The sequence below is a fragment of the Wolbachia endosymbiont (group B) of Ischnura elegans genome, assembly GCF_947251585.1.
Taxonomy (GTDB): domain Bacteria; phylum Pseudomonadota; class Alphaproteobacteria; order Rickettsiales; family Anaplasmataceae; genus Wolbachia.
The window spans coordinates 1,950,187-1,963,405 of record NZ_OX366371.1; the positions used below are offsets into that span (position 1 = coordinate 1,950,187).

General features: G+C 34.0%; 10 protein-coding genes. 3 read left to right on the plus strand and 7 right to left on the minus strand.

Annotated features, from left to right (window positions below; genetic code table 11):
• Positions 1–5: 5 nt before the first annotated feature.
• From OPR58_RS10060 to OPR58_RS10075, 4 genes are read right to left on the minus strand one after another with little or no spacing between them, the layout of a single operon-like run.
• On the minus strand, positions 6–482 hold the full coding sequence (locus OPR58_RS10060) for a F0F1 ATP synthase subunit B family protein (protein WP_010402542.1): 477 nt from the start codon (positions 480–482) through the stop codon (positions 6–8).
• 7 nt (positions 483–489) lie between these two features.
• On the minus strand, positions 490–969 hold the full coding sequence (locus OPR58_RS10065) for a F0F1 ATP synthase subunit B family protein (RefSeq protein WP_007302046.1): 480 nt from the start codon (positions 967–969) through the stop codon (positions 490–492).
• 3 nt (positions 970–972) lie between these two features.
• Positions 973–1,200, minus strand: a complete 228-nt coding sequence (locus OPR58_RS10070) for a F0F1 ATP synthase subunit C (RefSeq protein WP_006014985.1) — start codon at positions 1,198–1,200, stop codon at positions 973–975.
• Positions 1,201–1,259: 59 nt separating this feature from the next.
• Positions 1,260–1,985, minus strand: coding sequence for a F0F1 ATP synthase subunit A (locus OPR58_RS10075; protein WP_007302047.1), 726 nt, complete (start codon positions 1,983–1,985; stop codon positions 1,260–1,262).
• A gap of 216 nt (positions 1,986–2,201) precedes the next feature.
• Between OPR58_RS10075 and OPR58_RS10080 the strand changes: the two genes are divergently transcribed.
• Both OPR58_RS10080 and pheT read left to right on the plus strand, forming a co-directional pair.
• Positions 2,202–2,471: a hypothetical protein gene (locus OPR58_RS10080; protein ID WP_265022606.1), complete on the plus strand. Its 270-nt coding sequence runs from the start codon at positions 2,202–2,204 to the stop codon at positions 2,469–2,471.
• A 110-nt stretch (positions 2,472–2,581) separates the two neighbouring features.
• Positions 2,582–4,921 carry a phenylalanine--tRNA ligase subunit beta gene (gene pheT, locus OPR58_RS10085; RefSeq protein ID WP_265022607.1) on the plus strand — a complete coding sequence of 780 codons (2,340 nt, stop codon included), beginning with the start codon at positions 2,582–2,584 and terminating at the stop codon, positions 4,919–4,921.
• Here pheT and OPR58_RS10090 read toward each other — a convergent pair.
• Together OPR58_RS10090 and ileS are read right to left on the minus strand one after the other, a co-directional pair.
• A complete protein-coding gene (locus tag OPR58_RS10090) occupies positions 4,918–7,737 on the minus strand; it encodes a hypothetical protein (protein WP_265022608.1) in 2,820 nt (939 codons plus the stop codon). The genes pheT and OPR58_RS10090 overlap by 4 nt on opposite strands.
• A gap of 44 nt (positions 7,738–7,781) precedes the next feature.
• A complete protein-coding gene (gene ileS / locus OPR58_RS10095) occupies positions 7,782–10,952 on the minus strand; it encodes an isoleucine--tRNA ligase (RefSeq protein ID WP_265022609.1) in 3,171 nt (1,056 codons plus the stop codon).
• Between the two features lie 138 nt (positions 10,953–11,090).
• Between ileS and OPR58_RS10100 the strand changes: the two genes are divergently transcribed.
• Positions 11,091–11,324, plus strand: coding sequence for a hypothetical protein (locus OPR58_RS10100; RefSeq protein WP_010402600.1), 234 nt, complete (start codon positions 11,091–11,093; stop codon positions 11,322–11,324).
• 64 nt (positions 11,325–11,388) lie between these two features.
• Here the strand turns inward: OPR58_RS10100 and miaB are convergent, their stop codons facing one another.
• The gene (miaB, locus tag OPR58_RS10105) at positions 11,389–12,711 is read right to left on the minus strand and encodes a tRNA (N6-isopentenyl adenosine(37)-C2)-methylthiotransferase MiaB (RefSeq protein WP_265022610.1); all 1,323 of its coding nucleotides are present in this window, start codon (positions 12,709–12,711) and stop codon (positions 11,389–11,391) included.
• Positions 12,712–13,219: the final 508 nt, after the last annotated feature.

Below are 13,219 nucleotides of genomic sequence, written 5' to 3' on the forward strand. Positions count from 1 at the left end.
TAAACTTAATGCAACTTTTTGCTCAAGTCACGTGAAAACGAAGATATAACCTCACTACTACGCTTATCATCTTTACGTTCATGCATTATTTTTTTTACAGCATCAGCAGCTATACTCGCTGTGTTAGCTTGTAAATCCCCAAGAGCTTTTTCAACTTGGTCAGTAACTTTCTTCAAATTAGAATGGGAATTTTCATCTAACGTTTGATCGAGTTGCTGTCTATTATGCTTAATAATACTATTAGCCTTATCAAGTGCTTCATTCATCATTTTGTTAACTTCTGCATCTAATTTTTTGTATTTTTCAGAAGATTTTTTGTAATACTCCAACATATCTTTTCTGAATTTTTCAGTTTCTTCACTTGAAAACTTGCTTTTGTTACGTTTATTGTTAAGCGCGTTTTTTATTACCTTCCTTAGCAATTTATATGAGAGGATAAAACCTACTAAAAAAGCAAGGCTTATAACTAGTAATGTAGACATAAAAACCCTAAAATTCTTTGGATACCAAATCAGCAACAAATTCCTCTTCAATCTCAGAATTAGTTAACTTAGTATAGTAAATCAAAGCAATACTAGTAGCCATTTGTTTTAATTCACTAATATACTTAGATTTAAATTGTACTACCTTTTCTTCAACAAGTTTAATCATCTTCTTGTCTTCCTCTTCCAATATATCCTTAACATTCGCTCTCATTTCTTCTACTTGAGCAAATGCATCATCTATGATTTTTTTTGCCCGTACTCTAGCTTGATTTAAAGCTGCATTATACTTGGCAATTTGCTCTTCTGTAAGTCTTAAAAGGTGAATAGAACTATTAAATGAATCTAACACTTCTTTACTTCTAGTGCTTATTATTTCATCTAACTTCGGTAAAAACAAACAACTGACTACAAAAAAAAGTGAAGAGAAAAAAATTAAAAACCAAAAAATTTGAGAAGAGAAAGTTGAAACATCAAGCTGTGGCATCTGTTAAGCAGCAAATATTAATAACATTGCAAGTACAAACGCAAGCAACCCCATGATTTCAACCATGGCAGCACCAATATAAACGTAACTTTTCATTTTACCTTCTGACTCAGGATTTCTCGCAATCCCATTTAACATAGCAGAGAAGATATTAGCTATACCTAAACCAGCACCGAGCATTCCAAATACAGCCAAACCAATTGCTATAAATTTTAAAGCCACTAAATCCATATATTACCTTTAACTATTTCTTTATAATATAATTGTAAAATATCCTGCAAGGAAGTCAATTACTTTACTGCATCTGACAAATATACACATGTTAATATAGTAAATATATAAGCTTGCAAAACTGCAACAAATACTTCAAATCCTATTAGTGCAATTATAAACAAAAAAGGTGCAGGTGTAAAAAATATGTTCATATTTATGACGAATCCTGCTATCACTTTGATGATTGTATGACCCGCAATCATATTTGCTGCAAGCCTTATTGATAAACTAATCGGTCTTACTAAATAAGCAAATAATTTAATAATGATGATTATAGGTGCAAGCCACGAAGGAGTTCCTTTTGGTAGCAATATGCGTAAAAATTCTACTCCTCTTTCTTTAAACCCAACAATCGTTATATAAGTAAAAACCACCATTGATAAAGCGAAGGTAACTATCACATGACTTGTAACTGTGAAACTATAAGGAAGAACACCAACTAAATTACACGATAAAATGAAAATAAATACTGTAAATATCAAAGGAATGTGCTCCAAACCTTTGCTTCCAGTGTTACTTTCTATTATTGAAACAACAAAATCATATACATATTCAACTGCAGCTTGCAAATATCCTGGTATTACTGCACCTTTTCTTATTCCAAGGAGCAAAAACAGTACCATTAATATCACCGAGATCATCATAAAAAGAGATGAGTTGGTAAAGTTTATGTCATACCCAAATAATTTTGGTAGTTCTATTATTGTATATACTTTAAATTGTTCTAGCGGATTTAACGCCATTTTGACCCTGTATACTTAAACTGCAGCAGTAAATAAAGTATAAATTTTATAAAATAAAGTCAAGAATTAATATAAGGAGCTCTGTATTATTATAGCATTAACATATTAACAAAATATACAATTAAAATGCAAATTATAGTCAGCTACCAATCTTATTCTAAATTCTTGACTTAACATCTTATTTTAACTATAATTTAGTTTTAATATGAGGCAATTATGAACGAAATAGATTTTACTAATCCACCTTTAAATTTAGAACAGGAATGTGGTAACGGGTACATCAAGTTTACAGATTATTCTTCTAACTCAGACACTGGTCTTTTCCACATGGCAGGTGAAATGCTAAATGAAAGCCATGATGTTATAGGAAATTTCACTGGTGATGCTTACATTTATAATTTCCATATAGATGATCACAATATGAACATTCAACTCTGCATGGAAATGGACTGCAAAGGTGATACAAAGAAAATTCTTTCTTTGTAGAAAGAGTAGGCTTCTCTGTTGTTTCTTGCAATATAGAAGCCACTTATTACAACAAACTTTAAAAACATCACATTTTACATTACTATGAATTTTTGTTTCTTGTTAGATAGATGAAATTCACATTATCTTGGTTATTAGAGTACTTAGAAACCAATGCTAGTTTAGAGGAAATTACTGATAAATTAACTCACATAGGGTTGGAAGTAGAGAATGTGATCGACAATTCCAGATTGGCCGGGTTTGTTGTTGCAGAAGTATTAGAAGTCGCACCTCATCCAAATGCTGATAAATTAAAATTATGTAGAGTAAATGATGGAAGTAAAGTTCTGCAGATAGTCTGCGGAGCAAAAAATGTTAAAGAAGGCATGAAGACTGTACTTGCATCTCTTGGTAGCACATTGCCAGAAAGCAACTTTACAATTAAGCCTACAAAAATAAGAGGAGTGCTAAGTGAAGGGATGCTCTGCTCTGCCTCTGAGCTTTCGCTGACTCAAGATGAAAGTGAAGGAATAATCGAGCTTTCTGATGATTATAAAACAGGAGATAAATTTTTCAATTGCGATCCTGTAATTGACATAAACATCACTCCAAACCGTGGAGATTGCTTAGGTGTTTATGGAATAGCACGTGATCTAGCAGCAACTGGAATTGGAACGTTAAAGACTTTAATCATTCCACAACTTACCGCTTCTATGAACTCACTAATAAACGTCAAAGTCATCGATGGGGAGAGTTTTATTAGTGGAGTATATATCACTAATGTAAAAAATAAAGAGAGTCCAAAATGGCTAAAAGATAGTCTGGAATCGATAGGAATGCGCTCCATTTCTGCAATAGTTGATATTACTAATTACATCATGATATCCTTTAATCGCCCAATGCATACATATAATGCAAAAAAAATAGAAGGAGAGCTCACAGTACGTAAAGCAAACGATGGAGAAAAATTTATTGGTTTAAATGATAAAGAATACTCATTGAACAAAGACATAAGCGTTATTTCTGATGATAAAAACGTTCAGGCAATTGCTGGAATTATGGGCAGTAAGTACAGTAAATGCACTCTTGAAACTACTGATATCTTTTTAGAGTCTGCTTGGTTTGACCCCATCTCCATCACTAAATCTTCAAGGCAGCTAGGCATCTCCACAGACTCAAGTTACAGATTTGCACGTTCAATTGACCCCGAATTTACCCTTGATGGACTCAATCTTGCAGCCAAAATGATTTTGGATTTATGTGGCGGAGAAGTGTCAAGCATAGTGTCTGCTGGCAATTTGAATAAGGCTTATACCAAGATAAATTTTGATTATCAGAATGCAAACAAACTTGGAAGTGTATCTGCATCACCTAATGAGGTATTCGATATTTTAACAAAGCTAGGGTTTAGTATCGATAAAAAAACCGAAGGTAATTGGAATATACAAGTACCAAGCTGGAGACCGGACGTAACCATACCTGCTGACTTAGTTGAAGAGGTAGTAAGAATATACGGCTATGATAAAATAAAGGAAGAGCAACTAGCAGAAGACGTTACAGTAGAAGAAGAGACACAAGATGATTTGCGCATTTTAATGACAAGCAGAGGGTTTCATGAAGTGATAACTTGGTCTTTTATGAGTGAATCAACAGCTGAAAAGTTTGGTTACTTGAATAAGTTATTCATTATCGATAATCCATTTAATAATAACTTCAATATAATGAGGCCAAGTGTCATACCAAATTTGTTGCAAGTCACTGCAGATAATATTGCTCACGGGATATCTGATCTCGCAATTTTTGAAATTGGACCAATTTATAATGGTGAGGCTCAGTCTAAGTACGTTTTAAGTGGAATTAGATCAGGAAATAATTCGCCGAAAAACCACTATAACACTGATAGGAAAATAGATATTTTTGACGCAAAGGCTGACCTCATAACAGCTTTGGAACTTTTTAATGTCAATTGTGATAATTTAGCAATAGAGAGAGCAGAAAAAGAATATTATCACCCAGGAAAATCAGGCTCCTTATCTTTTAGAAGTAAAATAGTTGGTTATTTTGGAGAATTGCATCCGAGTATATTGGATTTTTTTAACATCAAACAAAAAATTGTAGGCTTTGAGTTGATATTAGAAAATATCGAAAATTTACCTATAAGTAGAAAAAAATTTATCGATTATAAATATCAAAGTGTAAAACGCGACTTTGCATTTATTGTAAATAAAGATGTAGCAGCAGGCAGTATAATCAATATGGTGAAAAAAAGCTCAGAGCTCATCACAGAAGTTTTGATATTTGATGTATATCATGGAAACAATATAGAATCGAATAAGATGTCTATAGCATTTTCAGTTACTTTCTGCTCTCCAACTCACACTTTAACTGAAGAGGAAATCCAAAAAGAATCAAATATGATAGTCAACTTAGTGTGTGAAAATACTGAAGGAACTTTGAGAGCTCATTATTAAGCCGTAATCGCCGTTTCCTGATTTTGCTGTGTCACGTTTACTTCATCCAATTTATTCCCTATCTTGAATTCAATATCCTTGAAAAACCTATCCCACATTCCATGCAAATGCTCTTCTACTTTAGGCCATACATCATTTTTAAATGTCGTTCCATCATCAGAAAATAAATTACCCAAAAAAACTCCTACTTCCTCATAACTTGATTGAAAATGTTGAAGAAATGTTTCTACTTCCTTATGAGTATCATGTGCCACACTCAACGCTTTTCCTTCTGTGCTCTTATCCCCACGCATTGCAACGGCAAGACCTGTTTGAATATATCCCAAGCCTGTCCTAATAGCTTTTATAGGCTGCAGCCATGAACTCTTATCACTTTTTGGTACATTATTTACTATATTTTCCACCAACCTATTTATTAAAGGAGACAATAAATCTTGACAAAAATGTTTGATATTGTCTTTTGTCTTAATCACAGGACTTTTTATGCACTTTTCTGCCAAATAGTACTCAAGTTCTGCTCTCTCTAGTAACTTCTTAATTGCTTCTTCATCAAAAATTTCATGCTCGAATGCTTTAAGTAAATCATCTTCTATTATTGCAAACTTTATTTTTTCGCGAGATTCCAGTTCTTCTCTATAATCATTTTTTGTTTCTTCATTTATCAATAATCCTTTTTCTTCTAATTCTAACTGTTTTAATGCTTTTAGGATTTCTTGGTTATTTTGCAAGTGCTTCTCTATTAATTTTGTACTTGGATGCTTCTCCCCCCTTCTATTTTGCTCATCTTCTAAATATTTGTTTAAATCCTCATTTCCTTCTATTACTTTTCTTAACGATATAGGTTGCTTTAAGCATTCTACAATTTCCGCTCGGTGCGAATTAATCCTCTGCACTAAATTCGGCTCCTTTTCCTCTAACAGCTTACATGAGTCCTCTATACCCTTTGCTTGGCCTTTGAATAAATTTTGTATTTTACATTTCGTTATTTCTAAATATATCTTTGCTATAAAGTCATTTACTTTATCTGAAACTTCTTTTAAACTTTTCTTGCTAAAAGGACCTTTTATCTCCTCTTCTAAACTTCGAAACTGGTCTATTAAGCTTAGTATTCCTAACAGGCCTAACTCACCCTTAGCTTTTTTCATTACTGATTCTACTAGCCTTCGCTCAACTTCTTGATCACCATACTCGAACTTAAAAAGACCTTCTAATTTCCTTTTTAAATCATCATCTGTTAAGTTATTTTTTCCTTCATCATATATTGCTTTCAATTTTTCATGTATCCCAGTATATCTTTCCTGTCCTTGTTTTTTTAAATCTTCAATTCTTTTTTTAGCATCATTTAGAGCTTCCTCTGTTTTTCCAGGATCTGTATCTTTATAAACATCAATTATTGTTTTTTTAGCTATTTTCCCTTCTTGTATAAGCCGTTCCCATTCTGCTTTAAATACAGGAAGTGCATCATCACTTATATCATCTATATCACCTACTTTCATAAGGGACTCTAGCCGATCATCTTCATCAGTCAAATTAAGTGACTCCTTTATTTTTAGTTCTTTCAAATCTTTGATTATCACTTCTTTCTCATTTGGTAATTCCTTACCTTGATTCTCCAGTTCTTGTTTCACTAAAGTATTTTTTAGCTCATCTTCCAGTGAAAAATCTTCTCCCCGTCTATTTTGCTGAAACTTAATTGCTTGTATAAGAGCAACTTGATAAGCATTTTCTATTAAGTGAGTTGTCAACTTAGAATCTATGCTACTCACCACTTTCAGCCTGAATTTACTCAATAATTCCTTCAGTTTATCATGTGTAATATCTTTCTTTTCTAGATTCACCAGCTCTTCCATAGTTCTTGCGCATTCTTGAATCGAAGTTGCAATTACACTTCCGATCTCATTACGCAAGGGCTGAAGACCATTTTTTAAATTGATATTAGCTGATAATTTCAGTATGGTATTTTGTTCTGGATCCTGTCTAATATCAACCCAACTATCATCTTTATTTTTGTATAAATCCTTAAGTAGTTGTTTAAATTGCGGTGGAAACTTTATTTTCATATCATATGCAATGCTTGACTCAGAAACCTCCATTTCATGAAAAGATACCTCTATATTTTGGTGCTTATTAGAATACTGCCCCATACTTATTCTAAGAGCAGCAACTAAAGAGTGAGATAACTCTCTATTTAAAAGATAAAAAGTAGCCAAAGCAACTGTTGCAGGAACGATTAAGGCTACAAGCACAGTCACATTAACAAAAATTGCCATTGCAGCAAGAGCGCCATATGCCAATCTTTTTGGCACACCTGTTTCACTCTTTTTTGTCTTATCTTCCACTACACCTTCTTGTGTCTTGCTATTTGCTTTAAATCTACTGTATATGACTAACCCCAGTGCAGTAAAAGCAATATAAGGGAGCATTAAAACTGACAGAGCTAAATTTAATATTTTCTTCTCTGGGCAAGCTCTGTTTATCTCTTTCAATATTTCGCTTGACATATTATACCAGGAGGTAAAAAAGTCAGAATTATAATCTTTATAATGAAATATACTGAGCGGAACATTAAAAGCAGCTATTTGTTTAATTAACCAATCCTGCTTACTTACAGCATCAAAAAACTCTTCTTCCTCTTCTGAATTAGCAAGACCTAAATCATTCCCTTCTTCTACATTAGAAACATCTTCCATAGCATCAAAAAACTCTTCTTCCTCTTCCAAAGCAACATTGGAAATAGATTCTACTTTACCTAAACCATCACTATTGTTATTTAAATCAATAACTTCTCTATGACCATCTGCAACAACTTGATTCATATCACCACCCTACTTAAAGCAATTTAAGTATAGCATAAACATTACTAACTTTGCAACTTTATTAACTTAATACCAACTGTCAAACCTTGGTATTCCTTAGAATAGAAATCGGCCTCGATCTCTTTATTAGTGTCCAAAGATAAGGCAAGGGTCTGATCTTTTATATATTCAACCCATGTATTTATTGCTTCCTTAATTTTCTCATCTTCTGCTTTGATTATTACTCTGATTCTATCTGATATATAAAAATCAGCCTGTTTTCTAGTTTCTTGAATAAGCCTCACAATATCTCTTGCCAGCCCTTCTAGAATTAGTTCATTATTTAATTCAGTATTTAGAATAACAACTCCTTTGTTATTATCAAACACAGCAGAATATTCACTGTTTGCTTTTAATAATAGTTCATATTCACCTTTTTCCATAGTATAGCTCTCTGTTTCATCTCCCAAAAATATCTGTTCGTTTTCAACTTGCTTCCACTTTCCTTCCTTAACGTATTGAACTAGTTTCTTGATTTTGTCTGGAACTTTTCTTCCAAGCACAGGAAAATTTAATTTTAACTCTAGTGATGCAACCTCTTTCAATTCACTTACTATTTCTAGTTCTTTTACATTCACCTCATCTCTTACCATCTCTTGATATTCATCTTCAAGAAAATTGCAGGAAGACTTATGATAAATAGTCATGCTACCAAGTGGCTGCCTTATACGTATGTTAAACATGTTTCTAATAGAGAGTGCAGCATTACATATTTCCCTTACCAAATCCATCTTGGCAATGAGTTCACTATTATATCTATCTAATTGTGGAAAATCAGCCAAATGAACAGATGTTTCTTTATACTTCAGCCCCTGCCATATAGTCTCTGTTATAAGTGGCAACAAAGGAGCTGCAGCCCGTAGTATGTAATAAAAAACTGTGTACAGAACATTATAAGCGTCGGTTTTATCTTGATCTAAGTCACTTTTCCAAAAACGCTCGCGACTGCGACGAATATACCAATTATTTAGCACTTCAAAAAAATCTGTCAAGATTTTGCAAGCTTCCTGAGAGTTATAGTTGTTCATAGAAGCTCGCATACCTTCCACAGCTTCAAAACATTTTGAAATCATGTAGCGATCAATAGTACTTTGATAATCTTGACAAATCTCAGCTTTAATTCCATCTGCATTTGCATACATAGTAAAAAAGTGATAACTGTTCCAAATAGGTTTTATTACGTTTTTTAGAACATCACGCACTAAATTTCCTTCTTTGTCGAGTAGTAAATTACCACCGCAAACAATGGAACCAGACAGCATAAGAAAACGCAGCGCATCAGAACCATATTTGTCAAAAACCTCCATTGGATCTGCATAATTATTCAAACGTTTGGATAATTTCTGACCTTTCACATCAAGAACCACACCGTGGCATATGCAGTTCTTAAATGGCTCACTGTCAAATAAAGCAGTGGAAAGCACAAAAAGCGTATAGAACCATCCTCTTGTTTGTGCTATATATTCAGTGATAAAATCCGCAGGGAAATTTTTCTCGAACCATTCTTTATTTTCAAACGGATAGTGAACTTGCGCGAACGGCATCGAGCCAGACTCAAACCAACAATCAAACACATCAGGCACACGACGCATAACTGATTTTCCTGTTGGATCATCAGGATTTGGTCTCGTCAAAGTATCGATAAACGGTCTGTGCAAGTCATCTATCTTAACATTAAAGTCTCGCTCTAGTTCTGCTATTGAGCCATACACATCCACTCTTGGATATTTTGCATCGTCTGATTTCCACACAGGAATTGGAGTACCCCAGAATCGATTGCGTGAAATAGACCAGTCGCGCGCTCCTTCAAGCCATTTTCCAAATTGACCATCTCTAATGTGGTTTGGTATCCAATTAACTCTCTTATTTAGCTCTACCATTCTGCTTTTGAATTTTGTAACGGCAACATACCAAGAAGGCATAGTTCGGTAGATTAAAGGAGTATCAGTTCTCCAACAGTGTGGATAATTGTGAATATATTGCTCGGTTTTGAACCAATTTCCCTGCCCTTTCAATTTTTTTATTACTGTATCATTGGCATCAAAAACATGAACTCCTGTTAAATCTGAAACTTCTGCAGTAAATTTCCCACCGTTATCAACTGGACAAACAGCTCGAATATCATGGCTTTGGCAAAGGTAAAAATCTTCTTCACCAAATCCAGGAGCAGTGTGCACAACACCAGTACCATCTTCTCCTGTAACATAATCAGCAATGAAAACACGGAACGCATTTTTTGTATCTTTAAAGTAATCAAACAGTGGTTTATAGGAAAGACCTGCAAGATCACTCGCTTTAAGTTTTGTATTACAGTTTTCATATGGAATATTGCTCTTTGTATAGTGATCAATAAATTTTTCTAGATAGCTTTTAGCGAAAATGTATATTTCATCATTTACTAACACTGCACAATACTCAATATCCTTTCCTACTGCCAGTGCGAGGTTGCTTGGCAACGTCCAAGGCGTCGTAGTCCAAGCAAGCAACTTACATTTTTGCTTAAATTGCTTTGGACTTTCTAAAAGTTCAAAAGCAACAGTTACAGCTTTGCTAGTCTTTTCTCTATAAGCGTTATCAAGCCTTGTTTCAAAATTGGAGAGTGGAGTTTCGCACGCCCAGCTATAGGGAACAACGCGTACTGATTCATACACAAGACCTTTATTATAAAGCTGCTTAAATGCCCACATGACCGACTCCATAAATGATTTATCCATGGTTTTATAGTCATTGTGAAAATCTACCCACCTTGCTTGCCTATTTACATACTTCTCCCATTCTGATGAAAATTTCATCACAGAAGTACGGCAATGATTATTGAATTTTTCAATGCCAAACTTCTCTATCTCAGTTCTACCAGATATTCTAAGTTCCTTTTCCGCGCCCATCTCAGCCGGTAGCCCATGGCAATCCCAACCAAATCTGCGTTCAACCCTTTTTTGCAGCATAGTTTGATATCTTGCAAATGCATCTTTTATAAAACCAGTAAGCAAGTGTCCGTAATGCGGAAGTCCATTTGCAAACGGAGGCCCATCATAAAATACAAAACAATGATCCTTGGAACGTTTCTCGACTGACTGCTCAAAAATTTTATTTTCCTGCCAAAATTTTATGATTTCCTTTTCTAGCAATGAAAAATCAGGACTGCTGCTTGTATCAGGATAATACTTCATATTCATTTTAACTGGATAAAATCAAAGAATATAGAGCTTTCCAGAAAATTACAAATTCAAAAACTCTGTTTCTATAAACATTGATAGGTATTGACATTATTATACAGCATATTAATAAATCAGACTTATTTACTTAAGTTAAAGATGAATAAAGACAATAACAGTTGGCCTTATCAGAAATTTCACGATGCTAACAAAAATAATAGTAAAAGCAGCGTTATTTGGAGATCGCTTTCTTATGAATATAATAATTCTGGAAAGGTTGAAAAAGTACACTATCAGTGGGAAAAGAAAAAAAATCCCGCAAATCTATTATATCAAGTCTCATATGATTGCGTAACAGAGAGTTGTAGTCCCTTAAGGATTAAATCTAGATAGCTTATAAACTTATAAAAACACACAAAGTGCTTCTACATGAGACCATGGGAGCACTTTTCTCTAATTAGGCAGCGCATCCCAACAAACTATTTTGCCGAGCTTCCAATATCCTTACATTTACTATTTTATCTTTGTATTTATCGTCAGGATCATCAACGCATACTGATTGCATGTATGGGCTTTTACCAATAATTTGATTTTGGTGTTTACCTTTTTTATCACTGAATAGAACAGGAATAGTTTTTCCTATCATACTCTGATTAAATTCAAGTTGTTGCTTGCTAATTAATTCCTGTAAACGAAGAAGACGCTCTGTTTTAACCTCTTCTGGTACTTGATCTTTTCTTTCCGCCCCTGGCGTTCCTGGCCTTGGGCTATATTTAAAACTATAAGCCTGAGCGTACTTTACTTTTTCTACTAACTTCATAGTTTCCTCAAAATCTTTTTCAGTTTCTCCAGGAAAACCAACAATAAAATCAGAAGAAAATTCGATTTCAGGTTTCAATTTGCGCAATCTGTCTATTATTCCCAAATATTCCTCTGCCGTGTGTTTTCTATTCATTGCATGCAATATTTTATTCGAACCTGACTGCACAGGTAGGTGAACAAACGGCATGAGTTTTGATTCCTCCGCATGTACCAAGTAGAGAGATTCGTGCATATCTCTTGGATGAGAAGTTGTGTAGCGGATTCTTTCTAGCTTTTCAATTTTAGCAATGTGACTAATTAATTTTCCTAAATCCCACACCTCTCCTTTGCACTCTCCATGATAAGCATTAACATTTTGACCGAGCAAATTGATTTCCCTTGCCCCATTTGCAACTAACTTCAATGTTTCACGGAATATTTCATTTACTGGTCGTGAATACTCAGCCCCGCGTGTATATGGTACCACACAAAACGTACAAAATTTATCACAACCTTCTTGTATGGCAAGAAACGCAGAAGACCCCTGGCTATTGCCATAGCATTCATCTGGCAATTTATCAAACTTCGCAACTTCTGGAAAATCAGTATTTATTACATGACCTTTACTTCTGCTTGCTTTGACTATTAACTCCGGTAAAGCAGAAATACTCTGCGGACCAACAACAATATCAACAAAAGGAGCCCTTCTGAACACTTCTTCTCCCTCTGCTTGCGCTACACATCCAGCCACCACTATGGTCATTTCCTTATTTTTTTGTGATGAATGGATTCTTCCAAGCTCTGAGTAAAGCTTTTCTGCTGCCTTTTCTCTAATATGACAAGTATTTAATATCACCAAATCAGCTTGTTCTGCATCACTAACAACGTTGAACCCTAAAGGCTTAACTATATTCTCCATTAAAATGGAGTCATAAACGTTCATCTGACAGCCGTAAGTTTTAATATATAGGCCTTTCATATTTAAAATTCTTCACACAAATTCTAGCAAATTATACGAAAAACTGAATTCTAGTACAACAGCCAATAAAGATTGCTTGACAAACCTTCTCGCTTTCCTTACTCTAACAGTAGAGGTATTTTAAGAGCTCAAAAATCTATCTTCGTCTGCAGACTTTTCAGTCAATTTTTCAAAAAAAAACGTAGTGTATCTTCTTCAGCACGTGTTCAAATTCTGTTGTATATGCGCTGCATTTTCTTTCTAATCTTTCAGGAGGATTTTATGTCCAGAATTCCAGATACTTAACCTTTATTCTTAAGCTAAAAACCGATTGGTACCTATGGTTTTTATAAAGAAAGTGCAAAAAATACTTTAAAGAATATGAAATAAAGGTAGAAAAGGTTTGAGTAACCAAAAACTGTTTCCAGGCATAAATTTGTTATGTATACCAAAAAGTAATTACACTAATATAATATTCACACTTATATGCTAATATAGATATAATACTAATTAAAGAGCATGTTATGCA